At 64.7% G+C, this 15,519-nt stretch carries 18 protein-coding genes; 4 read left to right on the plus strand and 14 right to left on the minus strand.

The annotated features are described in order from the left end of the window. The first annotated feature begins 53 nt into the window (after positions 1 to 53). The 4 genes from I6F20_RS12595 (at position 54) to I6F20_RS12610 (ending at position 2,985) form a co-directional block, all read left to right on the plus strand. Complete coding sequence (locus I6F20_RS12595; RefSeq protein WP_035998171.1) at positions 54 to 425, plus strand: ElaB/YgaM/YqjD family protein; 372 nt, start codon at positions 54 to 56, stop codon at positions 423 to 425. A gap of 88 nt (positions 426 to 513) precedes the next feature. Continuing rightward, complete coding sequence (locus I6F20_RS12600; RefSeq protein WP_057028148.1) at positions 514 to 969, plus strand: hypothetical protein; 456 nt, start codon at positions 514 to 516, stop codon at positions 967 to 969. Between the two features lie 168 nt (positions 970 to 1,137). Continuing rightward, positions 1,138 to 2,286, plus strand: a complete 1,149-nt coding sequence (locus tag I6F20_RS12605) for an OpgC domain-containing protein (RefSeq protein WP_225126405.1) — start codon at positions 1,138 to 1,140, stop codon at positions 2,284 to 2,286. Positions 2,287 to 2,376: 90 nt separating this feature from the next. Further along, the gene (locus tag I6F20_RS12610; RefSeq protein ID WP_225126663.1) at positions 2,377 to 2,985 is read left to right on the plus strand and encodes a TetR/AcrR family transcriptional regulator; all 609 of its coding nucleotides are present in this window, start codon (positions 2,377 to 2,379) and stop codon (positions 2,983 to 2,985) included. Here I6F20_RS12610 and I6F20_RS12615 read toward each other — a convergent pair. The 14 genes from I6F20_RS12615 to urtB form a co-directional block, all read right to left on the minus strand. Continuing rightward, complete coding sequence (locus I6F20_RS12615; RefSeq protein ID WP_225126407.1) at positions 2,982 to 4,640, minus strand: CHASE domain-containing protein; 1,659 nt, start codon at positions 4,638 to 4,640, stop codon at positions 2,982 to 2,984. The two genes, I6F20_RS12610 and I6F20_RS12615, sit on opposite strands and share 4 nt — an antisense overlap. 299 nt (positions 4,641 to 4,939) lie before the next feature. Continuing rightward, positions 4,940 to 5,563 carry an urease accessory protein UreG gene (gene ureG / locus I6F20_RS12620; RefSeq protein ID WP_225126409.1) on the minus strand — a complete coding sequence of 208 codons (624 nt, stop codon included), beginning with the start codon at positions 5,561 to 5,563 and terminating at the stop codon, positions 4,940 to 4,942. A gap of 39 nt (positions 5,564 to 5,602) precedes the next feature. Beyond that, positions 5,603 to 6,331 carry an urease accessory protein UreF gene (locus I6F20_RS12625; RefSeq protein WP_225126665.1) on the minus strand — a complete coding sequence of 243 codons (729 nt, stop codon included), beginning with the start codon at positions 6,329 to 6,331 and terminating at the stop codon, positions 5,603 to 5,605. Next, complete coding sequence (locus I6F20_RS12630; protein WP_225126410.1) at positions 6,312 to 6,923, minus strand: urease accessory protein UreE; 612 nt, start codon at positions 6,921 to 6,923, stop codon at positions 6,312 to 6,314. The genes I6F20_RS12625 and I6F20_RS12630 overlap by 20 nt, the downstream gene beginning before the upstream one ends. A 13-nt stretch (positions 6,924 to 6,936) precedes the next feature. Next, entirely contained in the window at positions 6,937 to 7,236 is a 300-nt protein-coding gene (locus I6F20_RS12635) for a putative quinol monooxygenase (protein ID WP_035998129.1), read from the minus strand. 129 nt (positions 7,237 to 7,365) lie between these two features. Continuing rightward, positions 7,366 to 9,081, minus strand: a complete 1,716-nt coding sequence (ureC, locus tag I6F20_RS12640) for an urease subunit alpha (protein ID WP_225126412.1) — start codon at positions 9,079 to 9,081, stop codon at positions 7,366 to 7,368. A 34-nt stretch (positions 9,082 to 9,115) separates the two neighbouring features. Further along, positions 9,116 to 9,655, minus strand: a complete 540-nt coding sequence (locus I6F20_RS12645; RefSeq protein ID WP_035998123.1) for an HD domain-containing protein — start codon at positions 9,653 to 9,655, stop codon at positions 9,116 to 9,118. A gap of 56 nt (positions 9,656 to 9,711) precedes the next feature. Beyond that, complete coding sequence (locus I6F20_RS12650) at positions 9,712 to 10,017, minus strand: urease subunit beta (protein WP_026202067.1); 306 nt, start codon at positions 10,015 to 10,017, stop codon at positions 9,712 to 9,714. 9 nt (positions 10,018 to 10,026) lie between these two features. Next, positions 10,027 to 10,329 (minus strand): urease subunit gamma, encoded by a 303-nt coding sequence (locus I6F20_RS12655; protein WP_007605424.1) that lies wholly within the window; start codon positions 10,327 to 10,329, stop codon positions 10,027 to 10,029. A 38-nt stretch (positions 10,330 to 10,367) separates the two neighbouring features. After that, positions 10,368 to 11,186, minus strand: coding sequence for an urease accessory protein UreD (locus I6F20_RS12660; RefSeq protein ID WP_370100949.1), 819 nt, complete (start codon positions 11,184 to 11,186; stop codon positions 10,368 to 10,370). 50 nt (positions 11,187 to 11,236) lie between these two features. Continuing rightward, positions 11,237 to 11,932, minus strand: a complete 696-nt coding sequence (urtE, locus tag I6F20_RS12665; RefSeq protein ID WP_225126414.1) for an urea ABC transporter ATP-binding subunit UrtE — start codon at positions 11,930 to 11,932, stop codon at positions 11,237 to 11,239. A gap of 3 nt (positions 11,933 to 11,935) precedes the next feature. Next, positions 11,936 to 12,697 (minus strand): urea ABC transporter ATP-binding protein UrtD, encoded by a 762-nt coding sequence (gene urtD, locus I6F20_RS12670; protein ID WP_225126416.1) that lies wholly within the window; start codon positions 12,695 to 12,697, stop codon positions 11,936 to 11,938. Between the two features lie 6 nt (positions 12,698 to 12,703). Continuing rightward, the gene (urtC, locus tag I6F20_RS12675; RefSeq protein WP_225126417.1) at positions 12,704 to 13,873 is read right to left on the minus strand and encodes an urea ABC transporter permease subunit UrtC; all 1,170 of its coding nucleotides are present in this window, start codon (positions 13,871 to 13,873) and stop codon (positions 12,704 to 12,706) included. After that, positions 13,870 to 15,477 (minus strand): urea ABC transporter permease subunit UrtB, encoded by a 1,608-nt coding sequence (gene urtB / locus I6F20_RS12680; protein ID WP_225126418.1) that lies wholly within the window; start codon positions 15,475 to 15,477, stop codon positions 13,870 to 13,872. The genes urtC and urtB overlap by 4 nt, the downstream gene beginning before the upstream one ends. Positions 15,478 to 15,519 lie beyond the last annotated feature (42 nt).

Genomic DNA, 15,519 nt, shown 5'->3' on the forward strand with positions numbered 1-15,519 from the left:
CGGCGACGAAACGTTCTCCGCCCATCTCAGCCGTCAACAGTTCGGAGCTCCCGATGTCCACGCCCAATGCCGAAGCCGGGATGAGAGACTGGACCGACAAAGCCACCCGAGACCGCCTCGAAAAGGATGTAGCAGCCGTGAAAAGCGATATCGCCGCCCTCACCGACCAGATCACCGACGCGCTCAATACTTTCGCCAACTCCACCAGCAAGCAGGCTCGCCGCGGCTATCGCCAGGCGCGCGAGAACATGGACTCCGCGATGGACGACATGTCCGAGCGCGGCAGCGCGATGATGGAAGCTGCACATGACGCCTACGGCTCGATCGAGGAGACGCTGGAAGAGGCGATCACGCAGCGGCCGCTGGCGACCGTCGGGCTGGCGCTCGGCATCGGCTTCCTGATCGGCGTCGCCTGGCGTCGCTAAGGATGTCGACGCCCATTTGATACGGCGGCGGCACGCCGCCGCTGTTGGCTCGTGACCATTCGGCTGGCGGGGATTGAGGAGCAAGGCCATGTTTCAGCGCATCATCGACGGCATCAGCGCATCAACCGGCACGACGGTTCGGCTGACCTCCCTTGCCGCGGGCGCTGCCTTCGCGCTGCTCGTGACCACAGGCTTCCTCTGTGCCGCCGTCTTCATTTGGGTGCTGCAGAAATATGGCCCGGTGCAGGCTTGTCTTGCCGGCGCCGGCATCTTCTTCCTGTTGACCCTGGCCGCCGCAGGCTCCTATTGGAGCTACAAGCGCGAGGTGCAGAAACGCGCCCAGATCGCGGCCGAGCGCGCCGCGAAATCGGCCGCGCAGAGCATGCTTGCAGATCCGATGCTCCTCGCCACCGGGCTCCAGATCGTTCGTGCCATCGGCGTCAAGCGGCTGCTGCCGATCCTGGCGATCGGGGGCGTCGCCCTTGGCATCCTGGCGAGCCGCGCCGGCGTGTCCGACGAAGTGTCGGCCGAACCTGCCGAGTAGAGGTCCGGCGCTATAATTACTGCGCGCGCATATATCTGCATTTCATAGAGCAAGCGGCACATTTGACGCCGTTTGGCGCGGTTCTTCCCTGCTCACGCAAACGCTACTCGGACGAGCAGGCGGTTGCCGTTAAAAGCATCATCCTGATTCCCAAAGCTATTTTGCTCAATGAAACCGTCCGTCAAGGCGAACCTCGCCGCATTCCAGCATGACGCCAGGCTCTATCTGACGCTCGGCATCGCCAATTGGTCCATATTCGTCGACCATATTCCCAACAACGTCGTCAACCTGCTGACGCTGCGCAATTTCGGCTTCAGCGGCGCGGCGGACCTGTTCGTGTTCGTGGTGGGCTACGGGGTCGCCATCATCCATGGCAGGATGGCGCTGGAACGCGGCTACTTGGTCGCGGCGACGCGCATCTTTCGCCGGGTCTGGCGGCTCTATGCCGCCTATGTCGTGCTGTTCGTGATCTATATCGATGCCATCGCCTATGTCGCCAGGCAATCGATGGCACCGGAGATCATCCACCAATACAACATCTCCGGAATTCTCGAGCATCCACTGCGCATCCTGGTCCGCGGTCTCGTGCTCCAGGAAGAGCCGCTGAACCTCGACCTGCTGCAGCTGATGGTCCCGCTGATGGCGTTCTTTCCGTTCGCGTTGTGGGGCCTGCTGCGGGGCCCGAACCTGACGCTGGCGGCATCGGTCGCGCTGTATCTCGCCGCACGCTGGTTCGACTGGAATTTTCGGATCTATCCGGACGGGGAATGGACCTTCAATCCGCTGTGCTGGCAGATGTTGATGGTGCTGGGCGGCTGGTTCGCCGTGATGGGCGCTCCGGGACGTGCGCTGCACGGCATGTCCTGGCTGCGGATCCTCGCCGGCGCCTACCTGGTCTTCGCGATGGCCGTCACCTTGATGCGCCATTCGCCGGCGCTGTCGGCTTACCTGCCCGATCTGCTCCTCAACAGCATCGCTCCGACCGACAAGGAAAACCTCGCTCCCTATCGGGTGGTCCACTTCCTCGCCCTCGCATTCATTGCCACCCATCTCATTCCGGCAGATCACCCCGGCCTGAGATGGAAACCGCTGCAAGCGGTGATCGCATGTGGTGAGGAATGGCTCGCGGTATTCTGCGTCGCCGTGTTCCTATCCTTCGCTGGCCACCTCATCCTGATCACCGGGCCGAACCTGGCGGTGATGCAGGTGGCGGTGAGCATCACCGGCTTCGCGGCGATGACCGGGCTCGCCTACTACATCGCCTGGTCGAAACGGCAGGATCTGCCGGCAGCCCTGCGGCAGCAGGCCCAGAGCTGATCGCTTCGCGACGAAATCGTGCGATTCTGCTAGGCCGAATGCCGCCCCTGGGCTATGCCGGGACCCTGCGTGAGGAGACCGGGCGTGGCGATGGCGAAAGACGGGCGTGAAGAGGCGGAGCGCGCGCCCCGGCGCGGCCGGCCAAGGTCGATTGAGACCACCAACGCCATCCTCGAAAGCGCCTATGCACTGATGGCGACCACCGGCCTTGCCGCCACCACCATCGATGCGATCGCACGCCACTCCAGCGTGTCCAAGATGACGATCTACAAATGGTGGCCGTCGCGGGAAGCGCTGCTGATCGACGCCTTCCTCCACCATGCCGCGCAAATGCTGCCGCTGCCGCCCGCGAGCGCGGGCACGCCCGCGGCGCGCGCGCGGCGCCACGCCGCCGCCTATGCCGAGGCGCTGCAGGGCGAGTTCGGCAAGGTCCAACTCGCCGTCGTCTCCGAATGCATTTCCAAGACCGGGTCGGCCGAGCTGTTCTACGCCCGGTACCTGCAATTCCGCCGCGACGCGCTGGTGGACATGATCGCCGCCGGCCAGAAGGACGGCAGCATTCAGGCCGAGGGTCCTCCTGAGAATCTCTACGACGCGATCTATGGCAGCCTGTTCTACCGCTATATCTTCGGCATCGCGCCGATCACACCCGGCTACGCGCGCAGCCTCGTCGATCTGGTGTTGCGGACAAAGGGCTAGCTTCGCACCGGCCTGACCGGCGCCGAGATTTTATCCGTGCGGTCGCGCTCGGTCATGTCGACCACCGTCTCCATCGGCGCGGTCAATTCATAGACGTAGGAGACGTCGGTGAAGAAGCGCTTGGCGGTCCCGCCCAGCGCCTCGGGCGCGACGCGGTCGAGCAGGATCAGGCCGAAATCGGAATCGGGCCGGCGCGTCGCCTCGCTGGTGTTGAACTCCTCCCAGCGGAAATGGAAGACCTCATCGCCCTCCTCGCCGGTCACCGTCCAGTTGGCGGTGATGTGCGGATGCTTGCCGACCAGCGACAGGCCCTCGTCGGAATGCGAGGCGAGCTCGAAGAACAGCAGCGACAGGCTCTGTGCGGCACGCGCGCTGACCGCGATGTCGGGGCCGGTGACGGCGATGCGATCGGCATGCGGAATCGCGCGCGCCTCGAACAGGCCCTTCAACTTGACACCCTGCCACTGGCTCTCGCTGAGCAGCGACACCACATTGGACATGGCGTGGATGCGCCCGATCAGGAGCTCGCGCGCAATATCGATATCCGAGCCGTGGCGCAAGGTGCGCGTCACGATCGACTGGATCACCGCCAGGATGTTCTTGACGCGGTGGTTGAGCTCGTCGATCACCGCGGTCAAACGCCGCTCGAATCCGATCCTGACCTGAATCTCCCGGCTGAGCCGCAGATTGTTGTAGGCGACGTAACCGAACAGGCCGCACACCATTGCGGTGATGGCAAAGCCGATCGCCGCCACGATGATGGCGGTCTGCTCGGCGCGGCGCACCGAATTGGTCTTCGCGTAATAGCCGAGCTGCCAATCGCGGCCACCGAAGCTCACCGTGCGCGTCGCCGACGGCGCCCCGTCCGCCGCCGCGATCCGCGTCGAGACCACGCCCTGATCGTTGGCGATCAGCTCGCCGCCGTCCTTGCGCGGATCCCTGAGCGCCACCGCGAACAGCGACATGTCGTCATTGGCCAGCATCAGCGAGGCGAGCTCGTAGGAAAATGTGACGAACCCGGCCGGCTCCGTCGCGCCCTCGGGAACGACGGGCGCGGCCACGATGATGCCGATCGGACCGTTTCCGCGGATCAACGGCACCGGGTCAGAGGCAACCGACCTCTTTTGGGCGCGCGCCCGCGTGAGCATCGCGCTGCGAACCGGATCCTGATCGTAGCTGCGGCCGGGCAAGGCCGTGGTCTCGTTGCTGCGCGGCTCGAGATCCAACAGCACGTCGATCGGCTGGGTGACATCGGCAGGATTGATCGGCTTGTCGTCAAACGAGCGGATCTGCGGATTCGGGAAGCCGGCGCTGGCGATGGCGGCTTGCGCGTCCGCAAGCTCGTTCGGCTTCAGCCGGGCGATCCAGCCGGCCACCACAAAGTCGGTCTTGAAGGCGTAGATCGCCGAGCGCAGCGGCTCCAGCATGTTCGGCTTGATCACCGACGGCGCGCGGAACAGGCCCGAGGCGACACGCGCGAGCAGCTCCCGCTCGGTCAGGCGGTCCTGAACCAGGCTCGCATGCACGTCGATCGCCCGCGCTAGCGCGATCCGGTCCAGCGCCAGCTCCTGGTCGTGGACGCGATAAGCCGCAAGCCCGGAGAGCAAGGCCCCGAGCAGAGCGATGAAGCCGATGATGAAACCCAGCCTGACCACGCGATTACTCAGGCGAAAGCAGGAGGTCGGCAATGAACACGGAGCACATGAACGCCGCTCGAACGGCCAGAGGCCGAAGCAGGGTAAACCCCAGTGGCGGAGATAATGAAGGAGGAGGCATCAGTACGCAACTTAGGTCGCCTGAAAAGCTTAATCCGCCCGGCCGATGGTCTGGCCGGGATGAATTCGCCCCGGGCGCCGGAGGTAGTTAATCGCCGTGTCCGAAATTTGTTCCGTGGGTTGCGGCACGGCCCAGGCGTTAACGACGAAAAACGCCTGCGCCAACTGGTCGCGTCCGGTCAGCCCGCCCGTTTCAGGCCGCCTTTGGCCTCGATGAAGCCGACGATTCGGTCGAGCCCCTCGCTCTTCTTGAGGTTGGTCATGACGAAGGGACGTTCGCCGCGCATGCGCCTGGCGTCCGTCTCCATCTTCTCCAGGGAGGCGCCGACATGGGGCGCAAGGTCGGTCTTGTTGATGACCAGGAGGTCGGACCGGGTGATGCCGGGGCCGCCCTTGGACGGGATCTTGTCGCCAGCGGCGACGTCGATGACATAGATGGTGAGGTCGGCCAGCTCCGGGGAAAAAGTGGCAGCGAGATTGTCGCCGCCGGATTCGATCAGCACGAGGTCAAGTCCGGGAAACTTGGCGCGCATGTCCGCGACCGCAGCGAGATTCATCGAGGCATCCTCGCGGATCGCCGTGTGCGGACAACCGCCGGTCTCGACGCCGGCGATGCGATCCGGCGTCAGCGATCCCGAACGCACCAGGAACTCCGCATCCCATTTGGTGTAGATGTCGTTGGTGATCGCCGCAATGTCATAGCGCTCGCGCATGGTCTTGCAGAGCAGGTCCATCAGCGCGGTCTTGCCCGATCCGACCGGACCGCCGACGCCGACACGCAAAGGACCGTAAGATTTCGCCATGTGACTCGTTCTCTCCTGATGACTTGACGGCCGCACCGCTCACGACCGAAACAAGCGGGTATATTGCGTCTCGTGCCGCAAGCTGGCGAGATCGGCCCGGAACGTCGCGCTGCCGAGATCATCCAAGGTTGCATTCAGCGCGCGATTGGCGGTGGCGGCGACGGCGGCCTCCAGCCTCACCAGCACACGCTGGCTATCGGTCTGGCCGAGCGGAATGAGCCGGCTGGCGGCGGAAATCCAGTTCGAGACCAGCGCATGCAGGAAGGCGTGCAGCGTCGGCGCCAACGGCACGGCGTGCATCGCGGCAACCACACCGACCGCGACTGGATAGACCAATGGCGCGCCGCATGCCGCGACCGTGGCGTCCAGTCCGTCGACATCCCATGCGGCGCGCGAGATATCGATGAAGGCGCGGCCCTGTGAGGTCGTCTCCAGCTGCCGCTCGCGCGACGGCACGAACGCGCTCGCGAGCTCGGCGATCTCGTTCAATGCGGCCGTCTCGCCCGATTCCGTGGCGCGATAGGCGTGGACCAGAAACGTCGCGTCACAGAAGCCGGAGCCGTCGCCGAGCATCGCATCGAGCCAATCCGCCAGCGTCGTCGTGTCGGTGACGTCGCCCGCCTCGACCGCCCATTCGATGCCGCTGGAGTAGGAGAAGCCGCCGACCGGGAACGCCGGCGAAAGCCAGGTCATCAGCCGGTACAGCGCCGCCGCCTCGCCCTCGGCAAGATCACCGGCGCCGACCGGCTCATTTGTGGTCATGAGCATGCTTGTGGCCGTGGTGATGGTCGGGATGATCGCAATGCTCGTCGTGGTGATGGTGGTGCTCGTGGCTATGGTCGTGCGAGCCATGATCATGGTGGTGGCCATGGTCATGGTGATGATGGCCGCGATCGTGATGCGCATGGTCGTGTCCATGCGCGTGGCCGGCATCGGCGTAGGCGCCGCCTTCGGGATCGAACGGCGCCTCGATCTCGATCACACGCGCGCCAAGGCCCTTCACCATCGCCTCGATGACGTGATCGCGGCGGATGCGCAGGGCCTTGGCCATGATCTGGGTCGGCAGATGACGGTTGCCGAGATGCCAGCCGACGCGCACGAGGTGGTGCGGATCGCGGCCGCGGATTTCGAGCAGCGGCTCGGGCGCCGCGACCACCTCGATCAGCCTTCCATCCTCCAGCACCAGCGCATCGCCGCCGCGCAGCGCGACGGCATGTTCCAGGTCGAGCAGGAATTCGAGACCACGCGTTCCCGTCATCACCATGCGACGACGGTGCCGATCGTCGAAATCGAGCACGACCGTGTCCGCCGGAACTTCCGTGAAGCGGTGCTGTCCCCTGACCTGCGTCGCCCGGATCATGCGTCTTACCTCTTTACCGTGTCTCGACCTTCTCGGGCGTGATGTATTCGATCTTCGGCGGCGCCGTGAAGCATTTCACAGCAACACGGCCGAACGTCTTCATGTGCTCGGCAGCGCGATGCGGCCCCAGCGCTTCCATATTCTCCCACTGCTCGACGAACACCATCTTGGCAGGGTCGGTGACGCTCTCATGCAGGTCATAGGCGATATTGCCGGGCTCTTTCCGCGTCTCCTTGATGCAGGCGGTGGCGGCTGCAATGAATTCGGCGCGCGTCTCGGGCTTGATGGTCAAGGTAGCAACGACGTAGATCACGAGAAATCCTCCCGGCTTTTCTTCTGAGGGTTACGATACCGGGCGGGACATTAGACCAGGCGGGACCGAACGCAAAACCGCAAAAAGCCGTCCCCGGACACCGCCGGGGACATGCGTCGAGGCGCTATTTCAGTACATGAAATATCGCTGCGCCATCGGCAGCACCTCCGCCGGAGCACAGGTCAGGAGCTCGCCATCGGCGCGCACTTCATAGGTCTCCGGATCGACCTCGATATCGGGCGTGGCGTCGTTGTGGATCATGCTCTTCTTGGAGATTTTGCCGCGGGTGTTCTGGACTGCATAGAGCTTCTTCTCGATGCCGAGCTTTCGCGCGAGGCCACCGGTGACCGCGGCCTTGGAGGTGAACACCACCGAAGATGCCGTACGCGCCTTGCCGAACGCGCCGAACATCGGCTGGTAATGCACCGGCTGCGGCGTCGGGATCGAGGCGTTGGGATCGCCCATGGGCGCCGCGACGATGGTGCCGCCCTTGACGATGCAGTCCGGCTTGACGCCGAAGAAGGCCGGCGACCACAGCACGAGGTCGGCAAGCTTGCCCTTCTCGACCGAGCCGATCAGCTTCGACACGCCGTGCGCGATGGCGGGATTGATGGTGTACTTGGCGATGTAGCGCTTGACGCGGAAATTGTCGTTGTCCTTGCCCTTGTCCTGCGGCAGCGACCCGCGCTGCTTCTTCATCTTGTCCGCGGTTTGCCAGGTCCGGATGATGACTTCGCCGAGGCGGCCCATGGCCTGCGAGTCCGAGGACATCATCGAGAGCGCGCCGAGGTCGTGGAGGATGTCCTCGGCCGCGATCGTCTCCTTGCGGATGCGGCTTTCGGCGAACGCCAGATCTTCGGCGATCGAGGGATCGAGATGGTGGCACACCATCAGCATGTCCAGATGCTCGTCGATGGTGTTGCGGGTGAACGGCCGCGTCGGGTTGGTCGACGACGGCAGCACGTTCTTCAGGCCGGCGACCTTGATGATGTCAGGAGCATGGCCGCCGCCGGCGCCTTCGGTGTGGAAGGCGTGGATGGTGCGGCCCTTGAACGCCTTGATCGTGTCCTCGACGAAGCCGGATTCGTTCAGCGTGTCGGTGTGGATCATCACCTGGATGTCGTGATCGTCGGCGACCGACAGGCAATTGTCGATCGCGGCCGGCGTGGTGCCCCAGTCCTCGTGCAGCTTCAGCGCACAGGCGCCGGCCCTGATCATCTCGACCAGCGCGGCGGGGCGCGACGCGTTGCCCTTGCCGGAAATGCCGAGATTGACCGGGAAGGCGTCGAACGACTGGATCATCCGCCCCATATGCCAGGGCCCCGGCGTACAGGTGGTCGCGAAGGTGCCGTGCGACGGGCCGGTGCCGCCCCCCAGCATCGAGGTGACTCCTGACATCAGCGCGTGCTCGATCTGCTGCGGACAGATGAAATGGATGTGGCTGTCGAAGCCGCCGGCGGTGAGGATCTTGCCCTCACCCGCGATCACGTCGGTGCCGGGGCCGATGATGATGGTGACCCCGGGCTGGATGTCGGGATTGCCGGCCTTGCCGATGCCTGCGATCATGCCGTCCTTGATAGCGACGTCGGCCTTCACGATGCCCCAGTGATCGACGATCAGCGCATTGGTGATGACGGTGTCGGCGGCACCCTGCTTGTTGGTGACCTGCGACTGCCCCATGCCATCGCGGATCACCTTGCCGCCGCCGAACTTCACCTCCTCGCCATAGGTGGTGAAATCCTTCTCGACCTCGATGATGAGGTCGGTGTCGGCCAGCCGCACCTTGTCGCCGGTGGTCGGACCGAACATGTCGGCATAGACGGAACGCTTCATCTTGACGGACATCACAAGCCCCGTTTGCGATTGAATGTCTGGTTTGTCACAGCAAGGCCTTTGCTGCTTTCACGGCGTCATCGAATTTTTCGTCGAGCCACGCATTGCCGCCGCGGCACCCCGCCACGACCTGCGTGGCCCAGGCGATATAGTCGGCGAGATCTTCGCGCTCCCCAGCATTCGGATCGGTCTGAATGCGCGCGCCCGTATTGCTGATCTTGTCGGCGATCTTGATCAGCTTGGCGCCCGGCGATTTGTGGGGCGCGTCCTCGATTTGCTTCTGCCGCCGCTTCGCTTTCGGCAAGCTCATGTCGTCGGTGCACTCGGCAACGAGGGACGCGACCCGATCGGAAAATCTCTGCGCGAGCTCCTCGCGCGTGGTGTCGGTGTCCTCGATGGTGTCGTGCAGCCAGCCGGCCGCGACCAGCTCGGCATCGGCGCCGTCGGTCGCAGTCGCGAGCAGGTTCGCGACCTCTGCGAGATGATTGATATAGGGCTCATTGCCGCGGCCCTTGCGCGCCATGCCGTTATGGCGCTGCGCGGCGAGCTCGGCAGCTTCCGAGACGAGGCGGATTGGTGAGAGCATGGAAATACCTCCGTTTCCGCCTCAACCATGCCGCGCCGTGCTCGTTCCTGCGGAGGTCACAGCTTCCCCATCACATCGCCGCGGAAGCCGTAGATCGTCTTCTTCCCCGCCATGGCGACGAGCTGGACGTCGCGGGTCTGGCCGGGCTCGAAGCGGACGGCGGTGCCGGCGGCGATGTCGAGGCGCATGCCGCGCGCCTTCTTGCGGTCGAACTTCAGCGCGGGGTTGGTCTCGAAGAAATGGTAGTGCGAGCCAACCTGGATCGGGCGGTCGCCGGTATTGGCGACCGTCAGCGTCACGGTCTTGCGGCCGGCGTTGAGCTCGATCTCGCCGTCCTGAATGAAGAGTTCGCCGGGGATCATGCTCTGCTCCTACCTGATCGGCTCGTGCACGGTGACAAGCTTGGTGCCATCAGGAAAAGTCGCCTCGACCTGGATGTCGTGGATCATCTCGGGAATGCCCGGCATCACCTGGTCGCGGGTCAGAACTTGCGCGCCTGACTGCATCAGCTCGGCGACGGTGCGGCCGTCACGCGCGCCTTCCAGAATGAAGTCGGAGATGATCGCGATCGCCTCGGGATGGTTGAGCTTGACGCCGCGGTCCAGCCGGCGGCGGGCCACGATCGCCGCCATCGAGATCAAAAGCTTGTCCTTTTCGCGGGGAGACAGATTCATGCGACATCTCTTCCGTTCAACACGTCAATTCAACCAGTCTAGTTCAGCCAGAGCCGCGGCAGGGCCGCACCGGTGCGCGCCAGCACCGTCATCATGTCGGCGCGCAAGCGCGCCGCATCTTGGGCACAGAACCGCGCCATTGCAAAGCCATTCCAGGCCGAGATTCCGGCTTCGCCGGAGAACGATTCCGACGCCTCGCGGATGCGCTCGACCAGGGCTTCGTCGCCGGGCACGATCAGGGCTGTGCCGATCGCCGCGCCACCTTTGGCGACCGCGGGCCGTGCAAGCTTGGCACCGATATCGCCGTCGAGCCGGACCGTCTCGGCGAACACCAGCCGCCCGCCGCGGCGTAACCGCCAGCGGTCGACGAACTCGCCCTGCTCCATCCGCTCGCCCATGGCGGTGCGGCCGAACACCACGATCTCGCAGAGCAGGAGCGAGGCCGCCTCGTCGAGGTCGATGTCGAAGCGGCGCTGGACGCGGGCACGGTCGAACAGAATCGTCTCCTGAGGCAGCCAGGCAAGATGCGCGTCCGCGCCGACCTTCAGGGCGATGTTGAGCTGCGCTGCCGCTCCGGGCGTGCGATAGACCTTTTCGGCGGCCGCTGTGGTCAGCGTCAGCCGCGCTGCATCCGCCGCCGCTATCTCGATATCAAAGCGATCACCGCCGGCAACACCGCCGGCCGTGTTGACGAACACGCCGGACAGGCCCTGATCTTCCGGCGAGGGAAAGCGGACGCGGAGCGAACCGGATTCATGCAAGGTGCCGCGCCGTGTCACCCCGTCGCGCGCATGCACGTCGAAGCGCACGGTGCCACGGGCACGGTTGGCCTCGAACAGCGTGGACGTGGCTGACAATTCGCTGCGCATCCGTCTCCCCCAACCGGTCGCGGCAGGTCTGTTCCGGCTTACAGCGCCATCTGGCGGCTGATCTCGCCCGGATCGAGATTGGAGCGGTCGCAGGTGAACTTCACCGCGCCGCGATCCATCACCGCGAAACTGTCGCCGAGTTCGCAGGCAAAGTCGAGATATTGTTCGACCAGCACGATGGCGATGTTGCCGAGGTTGCGCAGATACGAAATGGCGCGGCCGATGTCCTTGATGATCGAGGGCTGGATGCCTTCGGTGGGCTCGTCGAGCAAAAGTAGTTTCGGCCGCATCACCAGCGCGCGGCCGATCGCGAGCTGCTGCTGCTGGCCGCCGGAGAGGTCGCCGCCGCGCCGGCCCAGCATGGATTGCAGCACCGGAAACAGCGAGAACACGTCGTCCGGAATGTGCTTGTCCTCGCGCTTGAGCGGACCGAAGCCGGTCTTGAGGTTCTCCTCAACCGTCAGCAGCGGGAAGATCTCGCGGCCCTGCGGCACGAAGCCGATGCCTTTGCGCGCTCGCTCATACGGCCTGAGGCCGGTGATATCGCTGCCGTCGAACACGATTGCGCCCGAGGAGATCGGATATTGCCCGACCATCGCGCGCAGGAGTGAGGTCTTGCCGACACCGTTGCGCCCGAGCACGCAGGTCACCCTGCCGGGCTCGGCCGAGATCGAGACGCCGCGGAGCGCCTGCGCCGCGCCGTAGAACAGATTGATGTCCTTGACCTCAAGCATTGCTCAGCGTCCCAGATACACTTCGATGACCCGCTCGTTGGACGAGACCTGGTCGATGGTCCCTTCCGCGAGCACCGTGCCTTCGTGCAGGCAGGTGACCTTGACGCCGAGCTCGCGCACGAAGGTCATGTCGTGCTCGACCACCATGACGGTGTGGGTCTTGTTGATTTCCTTCAGCAGCTCGGCGGTGAGTTGCGTCTCGACGTCGGTCATTCCCGCGACGGGCTCGTCGACCAGCAGCAGTTTCGGATCCTGCGCCAGCAGCATGCCGATCTCCAGCCATTGCTTCTGGCCGTGGCTGAGGCTGCCGGCGAGACGATTGCGAGCCTCGGTGAGGCGGATCGTCTCCAGCACCTTGTCGATGCGTTCGGCCTCCGCCTTGCTGCCGCGCCAGAACAGCGTGCCGCGGACCGAATGGTCGACATTGAGCGCCAGCAGGAGGTTGTCCTGCACGGTCTGGCTCTCGAACACGGTCGGCTTCTGGAACTTGCGGCCGATGCCGAGCTCGGCGATGCGGGTCTCGTCGAGGCGCGTCAGGTCGGTGACGCCGTCGAACAGCACGGTGCCTTCATCCGGCTTGGTCTTGCCGGTGATGATGTCCATCATCGTGGTCTTGCCGGCGCCGTTCGGGCCGATGATGGCGCGCATCTCGCCGGGCTCGAGCGTCAGCGACAGATTGTTGATGGCGTGGAAGCCGTCGAACGAGACGTGCACGCCGTCCAGATAAAGCATCGCGGAGGTCGCGCGGGTGTCCATGACGTTCATGACCGCTTACTCCGCCATCTTGGGTTCGGTGACGCCGTCTTCGGCCGCGGCACTCATGGAGGTGGCGGAGGTGCGTCTTTCCTTCGATTGATCCCACCAGGCATTGAAGGTGCCGACGATGCCCTTGGGCAGCAGCAGCGTCACCAGGATGAACAATGCGCCCAGCATGAACAGCCAGTACGGCGCGAGCACGCCCGAGGTGAAGAACGTCTTGGCGTAGTTGACGACGACGGCGCCGAGCGCCGCGCCGACCAGCGTGCCGCGGCCGCCGACCGCGACCCAGATCACCGCCTCGATCGAATTGCCGGGGGCGAATTCGCTCGGGTTGATGATGCCGACCTGCGGCACGTAGAGCGCGCCGGCAACGCCGGCCATGCAGGCCGACACCGTGAACACGAACAGCTTGTAGGATTCGACGCGGTAGCCGAGGAAGCGCGTGCGCGATTCCGCGTCGCGCACGGCAATCAAGACCTTGCCGAGCTTGGAGGAGACGATGGCGCGGCAGATCAGGAAGCCGATGATCAGCGCCAGACAGCTCAGCGCGAACAACGCGGCGCGCGTCCCCTCCGCCTGGACGTTGAAGCCCAGGATGTCCTTGAAGTCGGTCAGGCCGTTATTGCCGCCAAAACCAAAGTCGTTGCGGAAGAAGGCGAGAAGCAGCGCGTAGGTCATCGCCTGCGTGATGATCGACAGATAAACGCCGGTGACACGTGAGCGGAAGGCGAGCCAGCCGAAGCAGAAGGCGAGCAGGCCGGGCACGACCAGCACCATCAGCGCGGCGAACCAGAACATGTCGAAGCCGTACCAGTACCAGGGCAGCTTCTCCCAGTTCAGGAACACCATGAAGTCGGGCAGGATCGGATTGCCGTAGACGCCGCGGGTGCCGATCTGTCGCATCAGGTACATGCCCATGGCGTAGCCGCCGAGCGCGAAGAAGGCGCCGTGGCCGAGCGAGAGGATGCCGCAATAGCCCCAGATCAGGTCGATCGACAGCGCCAGGATGGCGTAGCAGACATACTTGCCCCAGAGCGCGACGAGATAGGTCGGCACCTGCAGGAACGAGCCCGCGGGCAGCAGCAGGTTGGAGAGCGGAATGAGGATGCCGCAGGTCGCGACGACGGCAAGGAAGATCGTCGCGCGGCGGTCCAGCGATCGCGTCAGCATGTGAGGGGTCATGCTTCCACCGCACGGCCCTTGAGCGCGAACAGGCCGCGCGGCCGCTTTTGAATGAACAGGATGATGAGAACCAGGATCGCGATCTTGCCGAGCACGGCACCGGCGACCGGCTCCAGGAACTTGTTGGCGATGCCGAGCGTGAAGGCGCCGACCAGCGTGCCCCAGAGATTGCCGACCCCGCCGAACACCACGACCATGAAGCTGTCGATGATGTAGCTCTGGCCGAGATTGGGGCTGACATTGTCGATCTGCGACAGCGCGACGCCGGCGATGCCTGCAATGCCCGAGCCGAGGCCGAAGGTCAGCGCGTCGACGCGCGAGGTGGCGATGCCCATCGAAGCCGCCATGCGGCGGTTCTGCGTCACCGCGCGCATTTCGAGGCCCAGCGCGGTGTAGCGCAGCATCGCGAGCAGGATCGCGAACACGGCGAGCGTGAAGAGAAGGATCCAGAGCCGGTTATAGGTGATGGTGATCTGGCCGAGCTCGAACGCGCCGCTCATCCAGGAGGGGTTGCCGACCTCGCGGTTGGTCGGGCCGAACATGGTGCGCACCGCCTGCTGCAGCACCAGCGATAGGCCCCAGGTCGCGAGCAGCGTCTCGAGCGGGCGGCCATAGAGGAAGCGGATGATGCTGCGCTCGATCAGCACGCCGATCGCGCCGGCGACGAGGAAGGCGAGCGGCACGGCGATCAAGAGCGAATAGTCGAACAGGCCGGGATAGCGGGTGCGGATCACCTCCTGCACCACGAAGGTGGTGTAGGCCCCGATCATCACCATCTCGCCATGCGCCATGTTGATGACGCCCATCACGCCGAAGGTGATGGCGAGCCCGATCGCGGCGAGCAGCAGCACCGAGCCGAGCGAGAGACCGTACCAGGCATTCTGCACCATCGACCAGACCGCGAGCGAATTCTGGATCGAGCCGATCGCGCTCGCGGCGGCCTTGGTGACCGAGGCCGGCTGGTCGCCCATGCCGGTGAGCAGCGCCAGCGCATCCTGGTCGCCCCGCGCCTTGAGGGTTGCGACCGCTTCGAGCTTCTCGACCTCGGTGGCGTCGGACTTGAACAGCAGGATCGCGGCTCGGGCCTCAGTGAGCGCCGCCTTGACGGATTTGTTGGCTTCCTTGGCAAGCGCGGCATCGACCGCCTCGAGCGCGGTCTCCTCGTGCGACTTGAAGACGGACTCCGCGGCTTGCAGGCGCGTTCCCAGATCCGGAGACTGCAGCGTCAGGCTCCCGAGTGCGGCGTCGACGCTGCGGCGCAGGCGGTTGTTGAGGCGAACCGCGCTCGCACTGTCGGGAACGCTGGCAACGGCCTCGCCGGTCGCAGCGTCGATCGACTTGCCGTCCGCATCGGTGACGTAGACCTTCTTACTGTCGGGATCGGCCATGAGGCGACCGTCCTGAAGCGCATTGATGATCGGAAAAGCCAGCTTGCTGCCGCTGCCCGCGATCACACCGATCGCCTCTTCCGTGTCGGAAAAATCATCGTTGGCGAATTTGGCGACCGCATCCTCGAACGGACCGGCGAAGGCCGGCAGCGCGAACGCAATCAGGAACAACGAGAGTGCAAGCGAACAGAGACGAGCGGACAAATGGGCTGGCACTGTGAATGACCCCGGCAGAAATGAGTGGAGAAGGCGGCGGGA

The organism is Bradyrhizobium sp. IC3123 (genome assembly GCF_020193625.1).
Classification (GTDB): domain Bacteria; phylum Pseudomonadota; class Alphaproteobacteria; order Rhizobiales; family Xanthobacteraceae; genus Bradyrhizobium; species Bradyrhizobium yuanmingense.